Genomic DNA, 18,838 nt, shown 5'->3' on the forward strand with positions numbered 1-18,838 from the left:
GCCATAGAGTGCTGCTTGATGGGGCCTGCGAGCTTTCAATATGGGAGAGCAGCAATGCGGCCATTCCTGCTCAGCAGCACACGGCTGTCCTCAATACGATCGACTACCCATCCATCAGCTAAAATGGCCCCGACAAAATACTTCTCGCTGTCGATGACAAGATACGGTTGGGCCCCATGCCACACAGCTTCGACCGCGATTGCGGATGGCGCCTTCTCCTCTTTGATGAGCACTCCGTTCACCAGTGTTAGAGTACCCTTGGTGCGACGATCGAACGATTGCTGAAGCTTCTGCCAGCTGATGACCGATTCAGACGTGACGGTGCCCTCGGCGGTCACAACACCCTTTGCGGAGCCAATCTTGACGTCGAGAAGACCCGCTCGATCGACTTCCTCCTGCAGCTCTTTGGCCGCTGCCCCCGTAAGTTCATTGTCAGCGCGGTGACTGATCGTTCTGGACGCGACTTCAGCCCGAAGTGAATTGGGGCTCGATCCACTTGCATTGCCAAGATAGGAGAACATGCCCGAAAGCGCGCCGATCCCGAGTGAGCTGATTATGACCATGGCGAGCACACCGATCGGTAGGCGCGGTATGCCGGTCGAACCAGGCGGCTCTGCATCCTGCACGGACCAAGCAATGGACATCTCGCCTACGAGCAGGACGGCAGGAAGGGGCACAACAACGGACTGGCCTGCGGCGATATTCCGGTTGCCCTCGATACTGAGTCCGGGTGCAAGCGCCTCGAGTTCGATCGACTTGCCAAGAAGAGTTACACGAAGATGATGCGGTGCCAGTCCTTGCTCGACAAAGACCAAATCGGCATCGAAGCCGCTGCCGATTAAACACGTTTGAAGATCCGTCTTGCCGGTCAGTCCGCAATAGAGCCCCGAAAGCACTTCGAAACGGAGGGAAACGGCGTCATCCACAGAGCATCTCTCAAACAGGATAGAAGCCGCACGGCAATTGCCATGCGGCTCATTTCGGGACTACGTCGCGTCAATAAGGAGACGCGCTAGGGGCAGTCTAAAAGCCGCTTCCGACATTACGAAACGCGTTCGTCGGCGGCCTTCTTGATGGTCTGGAGATTGGTCGTTAGAGTGCGCAACTGGACACTCCTTTTCGTCGCCTCCAAGCTAACATTGGTTAGTTCTTGCACTTGCGCCTGAAAAGCAGTAGCATCAGCTCCGCTTGTATTGCCGGGAGTGCCACTGTTAGTTTTATCGGTATTGCCGGCGCTACTGGTATTGGTATTGCCTGATTTCTTATTATTATCAACTGCAGCCATGATCATTCCTTTTTCTGTTGGAGTTGTGCCGTCAATAACGGCCTGTATGACCTCACGCCGGATTTTCCCGCGTCAGGCATCTTCTGTGTCATCCAAAGCTTCATCGGCCTCAGCCATCGCATCGTTCGCGAATTGGAACGCGAACGATCGCAGGATACTTTGGAAGGCTTCACTTTGTGCTGCAGACTGTGAGTTGTCTTGAAGTTGATCATTTGAAACGGTCCGGTTATCCGCCCGATCGTTCCCGCCAGCTGGCTTGCCATCATTCCCACCAGCTGGCTTGCCATCATTGCCACCAGCCGGCTTGCCATCACCAGAATGCTCGGATTTCGAATCCCCATGGCCCTTTCGGATCAAGGAAGTCCCGAGGTTGCCAACTCCACTCCCAATTGCTGCTATCATCAGGTACTCCGGCATTTGCCATTGGCGGCGACGTGTTAAAGGTTAACCTCGATCAAGCTAAGGGCGGGAGCTTTCGAGAACCTGACGGCTTTTGACAAAAACCGGCCAGCGCAAAAACGTATGCTCTGCAGGATGTTGCTCTCGCATCGAACAGTCGACCACGATCTCGGCTGTTCGGCCAATCCCGCCGTCCACGCATGCCGCGACCGAATGGCAGCCGCAGCAGCTCGTTTGCATCCTCGATGCTGTGGTGTCGAACAGGAGACACGGTCCACGTGCTGCATGACCGCAATGACCGTATTCTTGCTGGCTCCACGGGCGCACGCAACGAGCAGGAACTCGGTCTTTGCATCACCATTCTCTCGCCTGCACATCACGGCCCGGCGCGGTGAGCTCATTGGCTTCGAGAAGGTCGGCGAGTACGAACATGGGATGGTCTGCCGGCTTTGGGAGGCCGGTGCGGATCCTCTTCTCACCATATCGAAAGCTTGAAGCGGTCGGATTTTCTTGCCCTGTTCGTGAGAACTCCCATCGTCAGCTAATCGTCAGCCAAGCGGTCTATCTAGGCCGGCCGTGCCTGACCTTCGGATCCAAAGGTCCCGTCTCGACACTTTTTGTAACTATAGATCGAGGTTTCCCGCGCGATACGCAACGCACACGCTTCTCTGAAGCAAATGTGTGACTTTGTCGGTGGCGAACGAGAGGAGTGACGCCTCAATAAAATCGTCAGGCACGTGTCTAGGAAGGGGAGCTAGCCGAGTTGGTCTGATTTCATTCGCTGTTCCTGGAAATCGGCGGACTGAAGCGCTGATAATCTCAGGACATCGATGGCAACGTTGCGAAAGTCCTGTGAGCTCGGGCCAATCTTGGCCTGCTACTGAGAAGCACTTTGGCGGGAACATTACGCCGTCGCGGGTCTGGCTGACCGTGACGTTAACCGAAAGATGCCGCTGGTCTCGTCAGCCGCCAGCACAATAGCAGCACATTCTCGCCTACTACGGAGACGCAATATGAAGGGCATTGGCCGACCACGGAAATCGCAGGCTGAAACTGGAGCCAGCCGCGCGGGGCGGGCGAGCAGTTCCCTTTCGCAATCAAGTCTTGCTGCGGGAGAAGGTGGACAGTCATTCGATTCCGTTGTGGAGCAGATGCGCTCTGGGGACGCCGATAGGAGGCCCTCCTCCCTTCCAGTTGCGCGCGGTCCAGGCGATGCCCGCGAAAGTCTGCCAGGCGCCTCGATTGGCGAAGATCAAATCCTGAACGCACCGCCACGTGGAGCCGCTGCGCCACCACGCGGAACCGTAGCGCCACGTGGCGCAGCCGCAAGGCGGCGCGGTTCTCCCTCCATGTCTGAGGGCGAAGCCATGGCGCCGGTCGGTAGCCAACTATCAACCGCGCAGGTGGAAGGCACCAGCTCATCGTCAAATGAAGATATCAGTCCGACACAGCTCAGAATGAACAGTCTTGTTCAACAACTGACTGATTGCGAGGCTGCGGCCAGGAAAACCGACGTCCCCGAGGAGGCGGTGGAGCTGATCAGTCGGGTCGTCGATGCAGCCTCAGCAATTCTGGAGTACCGCGCTAGCCTGCCTGCGGCTGAGGCGCAGACAATTATGCCAGACGACAAGGTGCGTAGATGTTGCCAGATCGTGTGCGACGCCGCGAATGAAGTAGACAAACTTGGCCTGTCGACGATCACGAAATTGGACAAAAAGACCAAGAAAGCGGCAGGTATGGTCGATAAACTCTACTCCTACTCCCAGGCGGACCGGCAGGAGCTGTTGATTTTAAATGTGGAGAACCACCATACGGCGGCAATTAAGTGGTGGGAAAAAAAGGCATGGCGCTCCGAACGGCAGCGATCCGCCTGCGCTGCCACCGCTAGCCTATCCAGTGGAACGCCCGTGATGCGGGAAGCCGAGCGGTGCGCACTGCGGCTGCGTGCCGGCTCGGTACTGAGTGTCAGGATCTGGCTGGTCCGTGAGCGGATCGGTCTTGCGCGGGCCAAGATTGAACTGCGGGCGAGCAGGTTCGAGCCAGATTTGAAGGAACTCCTCGTCGGTCGAAATGGAGTGGTGCAGCTGATGGCAAGCGCCGTTCAAGAAGCTCTTCGCGCCCTCTCTTTGGCGAAGGGCATAATGGATGATGGCAAAGCACTCAACGCTCATGATTGCGCGGTTGTAGAAAAAATCATGGAGCGGCTTTCGGATTTTGGATTGGCGTTGCACGAGGTGCATACCAAGCTAAGCCATACCTACCCAGATGCCGGCCTCCCATTGAAACTGTTCGAACGGATCGTGGACGATGCATGGATCACTGCGCACGATGCCATGCACTTGTTGAACCTGCAGTCTCCGCCGTCAGCCATCATGGCGCCACAGGCCCAGGCGGGCGCTGCGATGCCGGCCAGGGCAGGCGCTGCGATACCGGCTGACACTGCTGGTACGGCTGCAGTGTCAGAAGGCACTACAGCGCGAAGGAAAGGGAAGTCAAAGCATAAGTCGGCAGCTCGCGCCGGGACTTCTGCCGCCGGGCAGCCATCAACACCAGTCGCTGCGAACGCCGGCACAGTGCCAGCAGCCAAGGTTCTCGCGCGCTCGGATCAAGTTGCGAGTACACAGGTGAGAGCGCAAGAGGTGGCTGCGAGTTCGTCGGGGGCAGGCTCGACAATCGGGGGCGCCGCGTTGTCAATGGAGGTATTGACGGAGCGGCTCAAACGATTGGACGAACTTTTGCAGTTCGATCTGGCCGGTCAGCAAAGCGTCGTCTCCCAAGTGCGCCAGATGAAGCCTGAGGAGGCCGGTAAGGTCGTGGACGATGTGGCCCAGTACCTGCGAGCCCAGGCCATTGAGATGCAAACCTGTCTCGCCGGGTTGCAGGGGCGTAATGTACGCCTGCTACTCACCTCCACCCAGCTACCCAAAGTGCACGAACGCACAGACCAGCTCAAAGGGTTGCTGAACATGGTGCTGGGACAGGCCAACGCATTGAATGAAGGAAAAGCCGGCATTACGACTGATTGCATGAAGACCTACGCATTTCCGGCGCAAAAATACCTGGAACATTTGTGCAATGCCGACGAATTGATGCCGCCGGAGGCACCGGTCGCGCTGCGTGGCGAGCCAGGAAAGCTGTTTGAGATGAAGCTGCAGCCCAAGATGCTGGTCAATGGTGCGATGCCGAGCCCGATGTGGGTGCACATCCACACGAGTCGCCCCGTCATGGCCAGAAACTTGGAAGGGCTGGCTGATTCCGAATTCACCGCTTGCCACGTTAAATCCAACGAACAGCGCGGCTACAATCGAGAGCGAGAGGAAGCCGATGCTAGGTCCGGTCGCGAGAAGGTCATAATTCATCGCGGCAAACTCACCCCCGCTTTCTGTAAGTCCTTGTTGACCTCGGGGCTTGGCCGCCAACCACGCCATTCGCGTGCCGAGCTCCCGTCGGCGCAGGCTGCATGACAGGGCACGTACTTTGGGGTCTAGGGCAGAATGCGGCCGGCCACGCTGTGAGTCAGCGAGCATTTCTCCTGGCCAAACCGCGAATGCCGCTGCGCGAGTTGCGGTCCGGCGATTGGAGTCGATCGGCTACCGTCAGGGCCGATTTGCGATGTCGCGTTACCTGCTGTTGACGTGGCGGCGTATCTTGCCTCCCATCCAACTTATCGCCGAGATCGCGCCGCCAAGATCGAGGCGGAAGGTCTTCCTGCGAGCGCGGAGCAGGCATAGCCGATCCGATCGGGATCGGCGCATCGCAACGACCCAACGGTGTGGTGGAGAAAATTGGATTCGGGAGAGCTCGTATCCAAGAGGCGGAGTTCCGGCCCGAATACAATCCGCTCGCAAGCACCCACGATGCGCATCCGCAGTTTATTGTCTGGGAGATGGGCTGGATCGCTCGGCGGCGCTGGCGCTAAGGCGGGGCTGTCGCCGGACAATTAGCATTCACTGCCAACAGCCTTGCAACCGTCACCAGTTGCAAGGCTCGGCGGCGGGTCGACAAATCACATGAAATCGTCGTCAGACCCGCTATCGCTGCTGTCGCTGTCCTCGGTTTTGTGGAGATAGAGTGGAGGTTTGCCTGCACGCTGCCACTCACCGGCACTGTTCTTCGTCCATTTGTCGGGATGCTGCGTAGGGTCAAGCACCAGGTCGCCATGATCCACTTCAACAAACCCCATCGTCTGCGCGCGCGCTTGTGCTTCCGGATTAGCCGCACGCCAATTCAGCAACGGTCGGTCGCCGTCTATCCGAAGTTGATGCTCCAGCAGAATATCGCCCGCATTTTCGACGAGCGGATGGGCGACTTGAAGATCCACTATGGAAGTGACCTCAGTTCGACCAGGAAATTGTTCCCGCCAACTTTCCGATTCGAACTCGTTCATGCTGAATCCGCCTTCCATTCTCAGCAGTCCGGCACTCCGGTCTCCCAATTGGTAACTGAAATATCGCGCGTGCTCCGTATCTCGACGGATGCCATATTGCTGAGCAACGTCCGCGGTGCGCCTGGCTCGTGACGATACGAACTCCGAATACTCTTGAGGATTGTCGGCGATGTGCGTGATTTCATCACCATGAAATTGCCTCACCTGTCTCCTGAAGGAAGTCCTGTTGATCTCCACCACAGGAGGTCGGGAATTGAGGGAGTATGCTTGGGGAGCCGCCGATGATGAGGCGCCGCTACCTTCCGATCCGGATAAGTGCATTCGGGCAAATGTGTCCGCGAACCCTTCGCTTCCTGCATCCGATTGCTCGCCGGCATTATGCGCGCGGTAACTATCGGATGAGCCAATTCGACCATACATGACGATTCGTACTCCTATGTTTCGCAACCGAGCTCAAGTTAGCACGGCTGTTCAACATAGGGCGCTTAGTTGACGACTAGCTGACGAGGGCATTCCAACGGCTGCACCAATCAAATCCGCACTGCCGGCCTCAAAACCTCGGACTGCGCCACGCACCGGCCAGCAGAGGCTGAAAGGTCATGCCCGGAGGACTTGCCGTAGTTGCTGGGTGGCAGATCCGAGGGGAGTGATTGCCCCAGGCCCGCGGTTGCGCGGTTGGCCTGACAGAGACACTGGGGCACGGATGGCCAGCCGACATTTGCCACTAGCATGGAACCAGGTCAGTTTTGAACTGGGCAGTCGTGGACTTCCAATGACTAGGCCAAGCCTGCGGCAAAGAATGCTTTCGCGACAGGCTGGAAATATTGCATAGGAACCGCGTGGCCGAGTTTTGTAGTGCTTATCAGCTGACGCGCTAAGACATGGTCATGGACGATCGTCAGGCGTAGTGCCCGCGCCTCACTCAACACATGTGAAACGCGCTCACCTTCGGCACGGCAAACTAAGAACGGCACCCCGGTTTCACCGCGAACGTAACGCAGACCGATCAGGACCGCCCTTCCTGTTAAGACCAGCGTGGCGCGATGCACGCCAAGCGCAGGCTCGTCGGCCGCCTCCTCGCGGATGCGACGCTGTTCACCTTTCAACTCTGGCGCTCCTTGCTGATCCTTCGACTCGCGCGTCACTTCGGTATTGGTCATGCGCATTTCGCGCAGATACAACGCGCGCTGGAGCAGGAGATCGATCAGTCCGCCGACCAGCAGTGCGCCGGCGCCAATTCCCATCAGCAATTTTGTCTCCATAAAGATGAGGCCAACACAGCCCATGCCGCAGATCGGCAGAGGGACCATTGTCTTCCACATCCCGAGAAGGACAATGGAAAAGGTTGCGCTGAGAACCAATACCTTGAACATGGTCTTGCAGACTTCGACCATGGAACGAGCAGACCCCAAGCGCTTCAGCCCTTCAAAGGGGTCAATTTTCTTAAAGCTGAGCTTCATCGGCTCCAGAGAGAAGACAAATCCACCATTGGCTAGCAGGCTGGCCAAAATCACCGCGGCGACGAGGGTTCCAAGCAGCGGGCCAACAGCCGCGACGGTGAGTTGGACGAGCACAACCAATGCCTGCGGCACCGCGGTATCGAAAGGTAGGCTCTGCAACTTGGTGGCTAATAGGAGCGCTTCCCGGCATTTGTCCTCGATCACGCTGCCTCTTAGCCAAAGGTAGCCGAGCCCAGCGCAAGTCCCGACCGCGCGGACGAAATCGGAGCTACGTGGCAGCTGTCCTTTTTTGCGCGCTTCACTTAACTTCTTCGGGCTGGCGGCGTGTGTCTTCTCTTCACTTGTGTCGCTCATGGCAGCAATTTGTCGAACCACTCCAGCGCGCCGTTGGCTTGTGTGACCTCCAGTTTCATGCTCTCCACCAGATAGGCAGCGTAGGTGACCATGAGAACTGGAAAGACAATGTTCTTGATTGCCGGAGACAGTTGGCTCGCCTTAAATTGCGGGGCAAAGCGACGCAGCAGCATCATCGATATATCAATCAGTATCAGGAAGAACACGACAGGCCCCGATACCAATAATGCCGTGCGCATTATGCGGTCGAGAAGCCCCAACAACTCCATTGCTCCTGGCCCGCTCAGTGTCGGGTGAAACTGATACACCGGCCAGATCAAGTAGCTGCGGTACAGGACACTGATCAAAGTTTCCAGGCCTCCTGATCCGACGAATATGGCAATCGCAGTGATCCCCAGAAAAACGCCCATCGCGGAAGCCTGACTGTTCGTCGCGGGATCGGCCGAAGCGGTCGGGCTGCTGATGCCGCGTTGGTTGTCGATAAGCTCCCCGGCAGCCTGAAGGCCCCAAAGCGGAATGCCAAGAAAAGTGCCAAGGAGTACACCGACAAAAACTTCCTTGAATCCGAGCAGGGTTAGCTGGATCAGGCGTGTATCAGAATCCAGCGCCGGCAATCCGCCGCTGACGTGTGCCAGGCATGGTAGTGCGAAGCCAACAGCCAAACAGCCCCGGATCAGCCCACTGATCTGCGAGCGTGTGAATACGGGAAAGATCAGCATGATGCCCATCGCGCGGGCTGCCCCAAGACCTGCCGCAACGACGAGTTCGAGAGCCGTCTGGATCAGAATTTGAATATCGGCCGATGGCGCGTCCATGGGGCGGACTAGTAGCTAAGTGTCATTGCGGGAAACTCGGTGAAGATCTGATCGGCTAGCTCTATGAGCGGGGCGCTTAGCACAGGAGCAAACAGCCCAATCACCGCGACAACGACCAGAAGCTTCACGGTGAGCGGCAAGCTTTCATCCTGGATCTGCGTCGCCGCCTGGAGGATGCCGATGACGAGGCCGACAACCACTGATGCAATGAGCGGCGGTAGAATCCAGATCATGAAAACCACCAGTGATTGGCTCATAAGAGTAATGATGCTGGATTCAGTGATGATCAGCCTCCCGGTAACGTATAACTCAGCACAAGCCCATGCATCAATTTTGACCAACCATCAATGGCAACAAACAAAAAGATCTTGAACGGGACAGATATAACAGTTGGTGAGACCATCGACATACCCATTGCCATCAAGATAGTTGTCACTATCAGATCTATAACAATAAAAGGCAGATAAAGTAGAAATCCTATCTCAAATCCGCGCTTCAATTCTGATAGCAAGAAAGACGGTACAAGTATTGCAAAGTCATCAGGCGTGGCTGCAGCGTGCATTTCCTCTGGCCAGACCTTTTCTGTCGAAGATAGGAAAAATCGCCGCTGCTCTTCATTTGTGAATTTCTTGAGATGCTCGCGCAAGGGCTCACTTCCGGCTTTAGCGGCGCTTACCCAGTCGTCGAATGTCTGATAGTGGAGCTTGGGATCCGACATGCGGTCATAGGTCTGCTCAGCAACGGGCGCACTAACGAACATAGTGAGGATCATCGCCGCGGCGTACAGCACCACATTGGGTGGTATGGTCTGGGTCCCGAGCGCATTGCGGACGAGGAAAAGAACAATTGATACCTTTACAAAGGCCGTTGTCGTGGCAACTGCTAAAACCAGCAGACCGAGTCCGGCGGTAACCGCAAGAAGCGCCAGGATTGTCGGCTGAGCTTCACTCATTGCATGCAAACCCGCCACGGAGCCTGATGCCCAGCTCTTCTCCGATGCGGACAATGTCGCCACGCCCGATACGCTGACCATTGGCCACTATGTCGACCGGGCCGTCGATCGGCCATCCAAGTTCAAAAATATGCCCTTCGCCGGCACTTCTTAATTCCCCAAGAGAAATAGGCCAGCGGCCGCATTCAAAGACAAGCACGATCTCGACATCGTCGAGATCCTTAGTAAGCTCCAGTTGCGATCCGGGTTGTGTCATATGCGCATTCTCCAAAGGACACGGTCGCGGGCGGAAAGGCCCCCGCAAGATTAATTCATCGCCGTCAAGATCCGCCCCGGCGCACAACTGGCCGACAGCTAGGGTGATCTGGCCGCGGCCGAACGGCGCAATATCGGGCAACAATGCATCACCGACACATGCGCTTCGAAGAAGCGCCGCAGGAAGGCGAAGCGTGCCGACCTCTCCTGCAACAATGAGCGGGAGCTCTGGAGGCAGCCCGCCCAGCTGCCGCGGCAACTGGGCAAGCAGTTCGCCTAGCGCGCGAAACGCAGGCGGTACTAAGCCGTCAAGAGGCGTGAACAGGAATAGACGGCCCTTGCCCTTGACCGCGCCGAAAATGATGTCGAGTTCAAGATGAGGAGCCAGCATCGTGGCTTCGCATACGCGCACGAGTTGCACGTTCAGACGCGTCGTCTCCTCCAGTCGAGTGACAAGCGGCTCAAGAGCGAGTTCGAGAATAAGCGAAGCAGTTGGCTCGGAAGGGAAGGCCAAGCCGTTCTGCACTGTCGTGATGAACTCCTCTACGAGCGGGCGCGACAGCGACAAGATGACCGTTTCGGCTCCCACTCTCCAGACGCAGTCAAGCATCGGAATGGCAGCAGGTTCCTGCTGCCAGACAAGCCCTGCCGTTCGCACCGATAGCGGCACCTCGTTGATCCGGCTTTGAAACGGCGTGCGGGGCGCTGCTGTATCATTGAGCCACGAGACAACCGTGCGGGACAGTTTCAGAACTGGTTCGAACATGGCGGGTGTGACCGCAGCGGCTATCAAAGACTGCACGGTCGTGTCATTCGGACGACCTCTTGCGACTGTCGGATCCGGTTGCGCGGCATTTAGGCAAGCGACCCCCTCGCATATTTCAGCAGTATCTCGTCGTCGGCCTCGATCTCGGCTGCGGCCTCCGAATGAGTCTCGACGGCGCGCCGCACGTCGTCCTCGATTTGTTGCCATTTGTCCCTTGCCGCCGAACATATGACCCATAGCTCCCTCGTCCTGGACGCCGCCATCTCAGCCTCCTCTTGAGCGATTTGGGCATCATCAAGCATCTGCCGTCTGGAAGTGATCTCAGCGGCAAGCTGTTCAGTGTGAAGGCGGTGACGGTCGAGCGCTGCGCTAGACAAGTTGTCGAGTGACATCAGATGCTGATAGAGCGCTGCTTCTGTTCTTGAACAATGTTGCTGTATCATTGCAAGCTCCCTAGCGGCATTTTGTACGGCTGAGGCGGCCACATCGCGCTGGGCTTCCTTCTTGGACAGCTCGCCAAGGGCACGACGCTCTTGCATTTCCTTCAGAAGCCGTAACCTCGAAGACTGAACCCAGTTCACGCGGTCAGACGCGACATCCATGCGACCGTCTCCTCGAAATCTGACGCGTCATCTTCGCTCTGGCGCAGAAACTCCCTCAGTTCGTCGATTGACGCGACGGCCCGGTCAGTCAGGGGATCTCCACCTGGCTTGTATTCGCCAACATTGATCAAGAACTCGGTCTCGGCATAGCGCGATAGGAGCTCGCGGAAAATGGATGCTGCCTTGCGATGTGTCCCCGAAACGACTGCATCCATGACGCGGCTGCGACTCTGCAGCACATCAATAGCGGGGAAATGCGATCGCGCCGCAATAGCGCGTGAGAGGATGACATGGCCATCGAGAATACCACGCGATTCCTCGGCGATTGGATCACCCGTGCCATCACCCTCTACAAGCACCGTATAGAAGGCCGTGATTGAGCCCCGCTCACCCATGCCGGCGCGCTCGAGCAGGCCTGGCAGCATGCCAAAAACGGAAGGAGGAAAGCCCCGTCGCGTCGGCGGCTCACCCGCAGCAAGGCCTATTTCGCGCATAGCGCGGCAGAAGCGCGTCAGCGAATCCAGCATGAGAGCAACGCGTAGGCCCTGATCGCGAAAATATTCCGCGAGCGCAGTCGCCATTGGAGCGCATTGCGCACGCTCCACCGCCGAGCGGTCGGAGGTTTCAACCACGACGACCGTACGGAGAAGGCCCTCTTCACCAAGATTCCTTTCGATGAATTCACGAACTTCCCGTCCACGTTCGCCTATGAGCGCCACTATGACGACGTCAGCGGCGGCACCCTTTACGATCTGTGACAACAGCGTCGACTTGCCACCACCTGGCTCGCCATAAATCCCGATCCGCTGGCCCTCGCCGCACGTCAGCAGACCATCGAGGACACGGACCCCAAGCGGGAATGGCCGCTCAATCATGCGCCTCGTCATCGGATTGGGGGCTCTGCCATGCAGGGGCCGAGTTTCGACGGTCTTGATTTCGCCTTTGCCGTCCAATGGGCGGCAACGACTGTCGATCACGCGACCGAGCAAATCGCCGCCGACGGGCACCTCACGCATTCGGCCAGTGGCCACGACCTCTGCGCGGCTGGATAGGCCCACCAAGTCCCCGATCGGTGTCAGCAATACACCATCACCCGACAGGCCGATCACCTCGGCCTCGAGCGACAGCCCGGTTCGCGGGTCCTCTAGGAGGCAAAGTTCCCCAATACGAGTATCTGGCAAGACGGCATGAACCAGTGTGCCGATAGCCCGCGTGATCCGACCGCGCACCGCACGCGTGTCAATTCGCTTGGCCGCAGCCCTCAAAGACGAGATTGCTGGAACGAGAGCTCGAGTGTCGGCGTCAGCGTTATGTTCTGGGACGGGCTTTCTCATAGCTCGCCTTTTTCACATAGCGTCCCGAAACCAAGGCGCAGCGCGCGCATCTGGGCGTCAAGTCCCAGGTCGACATTGCCGTACTCGCTCCACAGCACGCACCGTTGCGGCGACAACGTCGGGTCGGGCTCGATCCGCACCCTTGGTCGACCATCCTGGCCGTCGCATCGAGCAAACTCTCGTGCAAGCATGTCGACTTGCATGGGAGAAACATGAAGGCAAACTTCGGCGCCGCTGTATTGACACTCTATGGCGTGACGAACAGCCCTCACCAGTAGCTCGCCCGGATCGAAAGCGCCGATAAGATCGCTCAATATTTCCATCACGAGCTGCGGCAATTCCTGCTCCAGAGCCGCCTTTCGTCGCGCGATTTCGGAGATTGTCTCCGCAATCAGCCCTGCCATCTCCTCGGTGCCTGCATTCGAGCCCTCCATGTGGCCGCGCACCCACGCCCGCTGGTAAACGGCGCGTGCCCAGTTTCGAACGCGCTGCCGATGCCGTTCTGCCGCGGCAAGCGCTTGCGCGGCGCTGTGCCAGGTTTCGAGCTCGCTCGCGGGTATCAGTGGTCCGATTGGACGCATCTGCGGCGCTATTGGCCCCTCGGAAAGTTCGGCTGTCATTTCACCGGGGTCTCTGTCTCAAAATGAGCTAGTACAAGTGAAAGCAATTGGCCGGCGGCGGTCCAATGCTCAGGTGCTGGAGTCTCCGCGGCAGTCCCCTCGGGCAACCGAAGAAGCACGCGGTTACGCTCGGTCGCTGAACTGTCCTGGAGCCAAGCCCCAAGACATGCATGTCCATCGTATTCGATTTGCTGAGCGAGTTTTTCTGGGTCCGCGATCAGTCTGTTCTCAACGGCATGCAGCAGGTGTCGGATTCCGAATGCGTGTGCATCCACGCCGATGCGTTTAACAAGGATGGCAAGCTCAGGCTGAGAGACAAACGCGACCAGCGAACGGGCATGCCAGATACTACCAGCAAGAAGGGCAGCTCGATATGGATCGTGCCCGCGTAGAAGGTCCGGCCTGCAGCCGATGTGGTTCAGATCCACGTCATAGTTGCCCAGCAATTCTGCCAGCCTTGGATGCAGTCTGGAACACTTCTGCAACTTCACTAACGTTTCTGCCGATAACGCTGGATCAAGACGCGCCGCTAGACGGGTCGGATGGGCCGAAGCCGCAAGCTCGCTCGCGCCCGGAAAACGCAATTGGTGCGGACCATCAGGTCGGGCGGTCTGTATAGGCATTGGCAATGAGATGTCACCCACGTCCAATTGCAGGCATTCTTTTGCGAATGGCCTCGACAGCAGAAGCATCCCGGCGCCCCTCGACCTTGGAAACGCCGGTTGATTGCTTGCGCCGACGCGTAGCAACGCTGACCAAGAGATAACAGGCCACTGCGAATACGGCTGCGGCAAAACCTGTCACGGTCGCCAGAATTGGCGCAGGAAGAGGTGTTGATGCTTGTGGCAAAACAGCAGTCGGATCGGGCCGTTGCTCGTGTGCGGACCGTTCTACCGGCACCAAAACCACTTCCACCTTATCGTAGGACAAGCCTTCGATGCTGTCGGCTACCAGCATCTTTATCTTTGGCAGCAGAGCCGCGACATTTGTTTTGGCGTCGTGCCTGATAAACACCGCGGCCGAGGATGGCGTGGCGCCGGCTCGCACAAGGTCGTTATGCGGCAGCACGACGTGAACACGTACAGAAAAAACGCCATCGATATCGCTGATCGTCCGCGACAACTCTTCGCTCAGGGCATACACGTAACGGGCACGCTCCTCGGTCGGCGAGGCAATCAGGCCTGATCCTTGGAATATCTCACCGAGGTTCTTGAAGGATTGGCGCGGCAACCCCTTGGCGTTCAGAAGGTTGATTGAGAAGGCGAGCAGCTTTTCGTCAACCTGGATCGTGCTGGTCCCATCCTTGGCGACCACCCGGATCGCGGCGACCCCGTTGTCTTCAAGAAGTGCGAGCATTTCATTTGCCTCACGCTCTTGCAATTGCGTGTAGAGGTCGGTTTTGCAAGCACTGAGGGCGACGAGAACTAGCAGCATGACAAGTCTAACCGACCGCCACCCTGACAGGCCACGCATGATTTCGCCCTCGGCCAAGCCAATCATGCGCGCGGTTCAGCCTTCCTTCAAAAGTTTATTCACGGATGATGTGACGCCGCTGACGCCTTTGGAGATAAGCGCCACCTGGGTGACGCCGTTGTAAACATCCCGAAGACCAGCCATCATCGTTTCGAAGTCTTGCCCTTGTTGAGGAATGCCCGAGATTCCGGTTCCCGCCTCACCTGCGACGGGAAGCTTCTGCGCCGGTCCCGGTAGAGCGCCCTTCGAAAGGGCTATGTCATGGTCGAGCGCGGGGAAGGAAACAGTGTTGTGTGGATATAGGGAGGAAATCGTCTGCAACACGCGATCGCCCATGCCGCTCGTCGGCGCAGCCGCGCGCTGAACATCCATCGCCGCAGCAACTGGCGCCGCACTCGCTGGCTCCGCGGCGGCATTGTTTTTCAGCGAGTCGGCTGCATGCCCTAAGGCGCGCTCAAACTGGGCCTGCTCGACAATCGACGGTGATCCGACCCTGGGGAGGCCAGCCGTTAGAGTGGCAGAGATCGACGTGACAGGCATCATCATGTAAGGACTCGGTTGCTCTCTCTGACCGGGCGGGCCCCGCCCATTCATCACCCGGTGTCGGCGCAACACTCCTAGGGGGGCAAGCTGACAACAAGCTGACTAACGGCGGCGTCATTTCGACATCTAAAATCTCTTCGGCAATTTAGTCACTTGTGATGATTTCAGCGTTTGGTTTATCAGTGCGACATGCCGAGAACGCTTATCCAACCCGTCACCCTGCATGTTTTGAGACTTCTCTGTGCCGGGTTTTTTCTGTCCACCGGGATTCACCCGGCGCACGCAGTCCCGCTGTCCCTTCCGGCGACACCCTATAGATACACGGTTCTGGATCAGGAACTCGCTGCAGCGTTGCAGGAATTCGGCAACAACCTGAATATCAGGGTCAACATCAGTCCTGCGGTGAAGGGGCGAATTCGCGGACGTATGCCTGATTTGCCACCGCGCGCGTTCCTCGACCGCTTGACGAACCTTTACGGTCTCCAATGGTACTATGACGGCCTTGTGCTCTATGTGTCTGCTGCACAAGAATCGCAAACTCGAATGCTTTTGATGACGTCGATTCGCTTCGATGCGTTCAAGGGGGCTCTCGACAAGCTTGATATCTCCGACGAGCGCTATGTGGTCAAACCCGTGCCAGGCAATGGCCTCGTCTTCGTTTCCGGTCCACCGCGCTTCGTCGCACTCGTGGAGCAGACCTTTAACGGCTTGGTGGCGGAGGCGCAGGCGCAGACTCACATAGCGGCCACGCCAAAGGAATCAGTGCTGATCTTGTTTCGCGGCTCCTCCACTACGGTCGTTCGCGACGGACGACCGGATGCTTCTTATTCTTCTGACATCCCACAACAGGATAGCGTTGGCGGGAAGCCTGAGCTGGGCAAGAAATGAACATTGAGGATTTGCCGCAGCTCTGAAGAACATGACTGCGGCTACCCCTTTGTGAACTCTTCGCAAACTCGTCAGTTTCTCGAAAGCTAATCCGCTCATGATGAGTCCCGGCAGCTCTCGCGGTGACTCCGGCCATTGTGTTGGACCGAACCTTGGAGCCGGCCCGGAACACAGCAATTGAAGGCAGGGCAGGCGCATTCGTGACCTGCCGACGCTTGGAATTGTCGAATTTTGTGAAACGCAAGGGATCTTCTGTCGGGGTCTCTTGTGGGGATTTCAACGTCACGTCTGAGGATGCACAATGTCGGCCAGCAATCTTTCAACTTTCTACCGCTCAAATTCGCTACAGTCCGCAAGGGGTTGGCCGGGCCTGAAAGTTTCCCATTTTGCGACCCAGCATCAGCAAAGTGCATCGTGCTTCGAAGCGATGCTGTCCACTTGTGTGCTGGCAAACAAGCCCGGCTCTTTCGCGCAAGGGGATCTGCCAACGTCGAATCTTGATTCGACAATGGATAAATTGCGGCAGGACCCTTTGGGCCATCTGGCACCGGATGTCGAATCGACATTGAAGGGCTTGGAGCAACACCCACTGGATCTGCTGCCGCCACATATGAGGGCGGCTCTCAAGGAGGACCAATCGCAACGCTCCAAGGCGACTGAAGCCCAACATCTGCTCCGCGTCACCCCGAAGATCGAGCCGGCTCCCAGGCCGAGCCCCGGAATCACGTGGAACGGTGGGTCGCTGACCACGGCTGAGTTGCAGATTGTTGCGGTACTCAACCGTCACAAGGACCAATGCCCGCTTAGTTGGAAGTCGTTGACCGAGAAAGCCAATGATCCCTCTACGCCACCGGATCTGAAAGCGGCGATCAAGGGACTGCAGCAGGATTCGGGACTTTTTTATGCGATTGGCTCGCAGGGCGACGGCCGCTGTGGAGGCAAGATCAACGCCAAGGACTTGGCCGGATTTTCAAACCACCACCCACAAGTTGCTGCATTTCAGGAAGCCCAAGCGCAAAGCTACGAGCAGAACTACATACCATCCGACGGCAGCGGAGGTTTGCAGCCTTCGGTCATGACCTTGAGCGATGCCTTGCGGGAGTTTTACCGGTACTCCGAAAATCTGTCCAAGGACCTGAGTCTGGATGAGTTCAAGAAAATGGTCGGCGGCGAATCGAAAAACGGCAAATTTCCGCCCCAGGTCATTGCGGCGGCGCAATATTTCCTCGATCACCCCGATGCTTGGAACCAGTTGTGCGGTGGCTCGAAAGGGAAGATGCACAAAGAGGATTTCCTGCAAGTCGCCTCATCGTCGATGAGCCTCACGCAAACTGAGCTGAATACGGTCGAGATGATCAAGGACCATCAGGACACGTTCTTTGGAAGCGGTGTTCTGACTCGCGACAAACTGGCGAAAATGAAAGACGACAAGAGCCTTGATCCGAAAGTGCGGGAAGCAGCCTCTCAGCTCCTTTCAGATCCTCTTTTGTTTGGCCTCCTGAACAATTCGATCACGGGCTATAAGACCCATCATAAATTCTTCGACTTTGGCGGCGGGCATACGGTTGATTCCGGCAATATCAGCAAAAAAGACTTTGCCCATTTTTGCACAAACATGTCGTCTGCGAACCGCAACGTTCAGCAGCCAATCACCCACGGCGCCCAAACCGCAGAAGAGCAGAATGCCGTCGCGGACATGAAGATGGGCCTGATGGACCAGCCTGACATTAAGTCAGCCAAAAAGAACGGCGGGGCCGTCATGCACGTCGTCGACTCCGTGCTCAAAATCGAGACGAAAGTGCTCGACTTGGCGGCAACGGCGGTGGGACTGCTCAGCTTCATTCCGGGCCTCGGACAAGTAGCCGATCTTGCCTCGATGGTTCTCGAGGCTGAGTCGCAAGCAGCCAATCTCCTGCGTACGGCCATTAACGGAGGCGATATGAAGCGAGCGCTGGAGGAAGCTGGCCTCAATATGGCCGCGCAGGCGATCGGCCTTATCGCAGGCCCCGAGGTCAAGCTGGCCATTCGAAATGGGCTCGTAAAGCACCTGATGGAAGAGGCCTTGGCGGCAGGCATTGATCTTTCGGTCTCGACGGCGCAGGACTACGCAGAAGGCTATGTGAATAACCTCCAAGCGCGCCTTGCAGGCGGCCCTGAGCAAAACCTAGGCCTTCCGAGCATGCCATCATTCCAGAGTGTGGCAAGCAATGTGCCCTTCGTCGGCATTGCCTTATCCTAGCCGTCGCCTTGCGCGGAAGCTTTGGCTCGCGCGCTGAGATAAGGGTCATTGTGGCACAAGCAGGGGTTCATCCGCATCAACGCAAGCGGTGTTCCTGACGCCATCTTGATCGGACTGTGAGGGAGATGTCCGAAGTCTGTGAAGGCTTCGGTATATGACGACTTCAGAGTTACGCTGAGCCCAGCCATCTCGAGCCGGTGCGCCGGGTCGAGGTTTTCACGGGCGCCGGCCGGCAGCGGGAATGGTCTCCGGAAGGCACGGCGCGGATGGTGGCGGAGCTGGCGCAGCCGAAGGAACGGCTGTCGCGCGCCCAGGGCGGCCTCCCGAACAGCCAGACGATGATCTCCTGCGGCCTATATCCTTGTGCCCACGCTCAAGGCAGTCGGCTGAAAACAGCGCTGATTTAAAACAGCATTATCCTGCACTGCACCCTCGATCCTTGCGCTCACCGATCGCTCGTCGACAC

General features: G+C 57.6%; 18 protein-coding genes. 3 read left to right on the forward strand and 15 right to left on the reverse strand.

What is annotated here, in order from left to right:
- Positions 1 to 35 precede the first annotated feature (35 nt).
- From EN857_RS14675 to EN857_RS34740, 3 genes are all read right to left on the reverse strand, one after another.
- A complete protein-coding gene (locus tag EN857_RS14675) occupies positions 36 to 926 on the reverse strand; it encodes an EscD/YscD/HrpQ family type III secretion system periplasmic domain-containing protein (RefSeq protein WP_029354836.1) in 891 nt (296 codons plus the stop codon).
- Between the two features lie 116 nt (positions 927 to 1,042).
- Complete coding sequence (locus EN857_RS35705) at positions 1,043 to 1,285, reverse strand: nodulation protein NopA (protein WP_224570034.1); 243 nt, start codon at positions 1,283 to 1,285, stop codon at positions 1,043 to 1,045.
- Between the two features lie 72 nt (positions 1,286 to 1,357).
- On the reverse strand, positions 1,358 to 1,687 hold the full coding sequence (locus EN857_RS34740; RefSeq protein WP_091595908.1) for a hypothetical protein: 330 nt from the start codon (positions 1,685 to 1,687) through the stop codon (positions 1,358 to 1,360).
- A 1,346-nt stretch (positions 1,688 to 3,033) separates the two neighbouring features.
- On the opposite strand from EN857_RS34740, the gene EN857_RS14690 reads away from it, so the two are divergent.
- Positions 3,034 to 5,148: a hypothetical protein gene (locus tag EN857_RS14690; protein WP_029354840.1), complete on the forward strand. Its 2,115-nt coding sequence runs from the start codon at positions 3,034 to 3,036 to the stop codon at positions 5,146 to 5,148.
- A 542-nt stretch (positions 5,149 to 5,690) separates the two neighbouring features.
- On the opposite strand, the gene EN857_RS14695 is transcribed toward EN857_RS14690, so the two are convergent.
- The 12 genes from EN857_RS14695 to EN857_RS14750 form a co-directional block, all read right to left on the reverse strand.
- Positions 5,691 to 6,491 (reverse strand): Effector protein NopP, encoded by an 801-nt coding sequence (locus tag EN857_RS14695; RefSeq protein ID WP_091595847.1) that lies wholly within the window; start codon positions 6,489 to 6,491, stop codon positions 5,691 to 5,693.
- Positions 6,492 to 6,847: 356 nt separating this feature from the next.
- Positions 6,848 to 7,885, reverse strand: coding sequence for an EscU/YscU/HrcU family type III secretion system export apparatus switch protein (locus EN857_RS14700; RefSeq protein ID WP_029354843.1), 1,038 nt, complete (start codon positions 7,883 to 7,885; stop codon positions 6,848 to 6,850).
- Positions 7,882 to 8,700 (reverse strand): type III secretion system export apparatus subunit SctT, encoded by an 819-nt coding sequence (sctT, locus tag EN857_RS14705; RefSeq protein ID WP_091595845.1) that lies wholly within the window; start codon positions 8,698 to 8,700, stop codon positions 7,882 to 7,884. The genes EN857_RS14700 and sctT overlap by 4 nt, the downstream gene beginning before the upstream one ends.
- An 8-nt stretch (positions 8,701 to 8,708) precedes the next feature.
- A complete protein-coding gene (locus tag EN857_RS14710) occupies positions 8,709 to 8,984 on the reverse strand; it encodes an EscS/YscS/HrcS family type III secretion system export apparatus protein (RefSeq protein WP_024505375.1) in 276 nt (91 codons plus the stop codon).
- A 2-nt stretch (positions 8,985 to 8,986) separates the two neighbouring features.
- Positions 8,987 to 9,652, reverse strand: a complete 666-nt coding sequence (gene sctR, locus EN857_RS14715) for a type III secretion system export apparatus subunit SctR (protein ID WP_029354851.1) — start codon at positions 9,650 to 9,652, stop codon at positions 8,987 to 8,989.
- On the reverse strand, positions 9,645 to 10,709 hold the full coding sequence (sctQ, locus tag EN857_RS14720; protein WP_036267419.1) for a type III secretion system cytoplasmic ring protein SctQ: 1,065 nt from the start codon (positions 10,707 to 10,709) through the stop codon (positions 9,645 to 9,647). The genes sctR and sctQ overlap by 8 nt, the downstream gene beginning before the upstream one ends.
- 53 nt (positions 10,710 to 10,762) lie before the next feature.
- Positions 10,763 to 11,275 (reverse strand): hypothetical protein, encoded by a 513-nt coding sequence (locus EN857_RS14725; RefSeq protein ID WP_091595843.1) that lies wholly within the window; start codon positions 11,273 to 11,275, stop codon positions 10,763 to 10,765.
- Positions 11,251 to 12,609, reverse strand: coding sequence for a type III secretion system ATPase SctN (gene sctN, locus EN857_RS14730; RefSeq protein ID WP_024505372.1), 1,359 nt, complete (start codon positions 12,607 to 12,609; stop codon positions 11,251 to 11,253). The genes EN857_RS14725 and sctN overlap by 25 nt, the downstream gene beginning before the upstream one ends.
- Positions 12,606 to 13,229, reverse strand: a complete 624-nt coding sequence (gene sctL / locus EN857_RS14735; RefSeq protein ID WP_091595841.1) for a type III secretion system stator protein SctL — start codon at positions 13,227 to 13,229, stop codon at positions 12,606 to 12,608. Before sctL ends, sctN begins: the two co-directional genes overlap by 4 nt.
- On the reverse strand, positions 13,226 to 13,921 hold the full coding sequence (locus EN857_RS14740; protein ID WP_268931536.1) for a nodulation protein NolU: 696 nt from the start codon (positions 13,919 to 13,921) through the stop codon (positions 13,226 to 13,228). The genes sctL and EN857_RS14740 overlap by 4 nt, the downstream gene beginning before the upstream one ends.
- Complete coding sequence (gene sctJ, locus EN857_RS14745) at positions 13,866 to 14,729, reverse strand: type III secretion inner membrane ring lipoprotein SctJ (protein WP_091595839.1); 864 nt, start codon at positions 14,727 to 14,729, stop codon at positions 13,866 to 13,868. The genes EN857_RS14740 and sctJ overlap by 56 nt, the downstream gene beginning before the upstream one ends.
- A gap of 9 nt (positions 14,730 to 14,738) precedes the next feature.
- A complete protein-coding gene (locus EN857_RS14750) occupies positions 14,739 to 15,248 on the reverse strand; it encodes a nodulation protein NolB (protein WP_029354864.1) in 510 nt (169 codons plus the stop codon).
- 186 nt (positions 15,249 to 15,434) lie between these two features.
- Between EN857_RS14750 and EN857_RS14755 the strand changes: the two genes are divergently transcribed.
- A complete protein-coding gene (locus EN857_RS14755; protein ID WP_091595837.1) occupies positions 15,435 to 16,133 on the forward strand; it encodes a secretin N-terminal domain-containing protein in 699 nt (232 codons plus the stop codon).
- Between the two features lie 427 nt (positions 16,134 to 16,560).
- Complete coding sequence (locus tag EN857_RS14760; RefSeq protein ID WP_236370748.1) at positions 16,561 to 18,372, forward strand: HrpF/NolX family T3SS translocon protein; 1,812 nt, start codon at positions 16,561 to 16,563, stop codon at positions 18,370 to 18,372.
- Positions 18,373 to 18,838: the final 466 nt, after the last annotated feature.

The sequence above is a fragment of the Mesorhizobium sp. M4B.F.Ca.ET.214.01.1.1 genome, assembly GCF_004791545.1.
Classification (GTDB): Bacteria; Pseudomonadota; Alphaproteobacteria; order Rhizobiales; family Rhizobiaceae; genus Mesorhizobium; species Mesorhizobium abyssinicae.

What these genes read in the sequence shown, in the direction of transcription:
- EN857_RS14695 (WP_091595847.1), bottom strand. Translation starts at nt 6,491, where the DNA reads ATGTATGGTCGAATTGGCTCATCCGATAGTTACCGCGCGCATAATGCC.
- EN857_RS14750 (WP_029354864.1), bottom strand. Translation starts at nt 15,248, where the DNA reads ATGATGATGCCTGTCACGTCGATCTCTGCCACTCTAACGGCTGGCCTC.
- EN857_RS34740 (WP_091595908.1), bottom strand. Translation starts at nt 1,687, where the DNA reads ATGATAGCAGCAATTGGGAGTGGAGTTGGCAACCTCGGGACTTCCTTG.
- EN857_RS35705 (WP_224570034.1), bottom strand. Translation starts at nt 1,285, where the DNA reads ATGGCTGCAGTTGATAATAATAAGAAATCAGGCAATACCAATACCAGT.
- EN857_RS14755 (WP_091595837.1), top strand. Translation starts at nt 15,435, where the DNA reads ATGCCGAGAACGCTTATCCAACCCGTCACCCTGCATGTTTTGAGACTT.
- sctJ (WP_091595839.1), bottom strand. Translation starts at nt 14,729, where the DNA reads ATGATTGGCTTGGCCGAGGGCGAAATCATGCGTGGCCTGTCAGGGTGG.
- sctT (WP_091595845.1), bottom strand. Translation starts at nt 8,700, where the DNA reads ATGGACGCGCCATCGGCCGATATTCAAATTCTGATCCAGACGGCTCTC.
- EN857_RS14740 (WP_268931536.1), bottom strand. Translation starts at nt 13,921, where the DNA reads ATGCTTCTGCTGTCGAGGCCATTCGCAAAAGAATGCCTGCAATTGGAC.
- sctR (WP_029354851.1), bottom strand. Translation starts at nt 9,652, where the DNA reads ATGAGTGAAGCTCAGCCGACAATCCTGGCGCTTCTTGCGGTTACCGCC.
- EN857_RS14725 (WP_091595843.1), bottom strand. Translation starts at nt 11,275, where the DNA reads ATGGATGTCGCGTCTGACCGCGTGAACTGGGTTCAGTCTTCGAGGTTA.
- EN857_RS14690 (WP_029354840.1), top strand. Translation starts at nt 3,034, where the DNA reads ATGTCTGAGGGCGAAGCCATGGCGCCGGTCGGTAGCCAACTATCAACC.
- EN857_RS14700 (WP_029354843.1), bottom strand. Translation starts at nt 7,885, where the DNA reads ATGAGCGACACAAGTGAAGAGAAGACACACGCCGCCAGCCCGAAGAAG.
- EN857_RS14760 (WP_236370748.1), top strand. Translation starts at nt 16,561, where the DNA reads ATGCTGTCCACTTGTGTGCTGGCAAACAAGCCCGGCTCTTTCGCGCAA.
- sctL (WP_091595841.1), bottom strand. Translation starts at nt 13,229, where the DNA reads ATGACAGCCGAACTTTCCGAGGGGCCAATAGCGCCGCAGATGCGTCCA.
- sctN (WP_024505372.1), bottom strand. Translation starts at nt 12,609, where the DNA reads ATGAGAAAGCCCGTCCCAGAACATAACGCTGACGCCGACACTCGAGCT.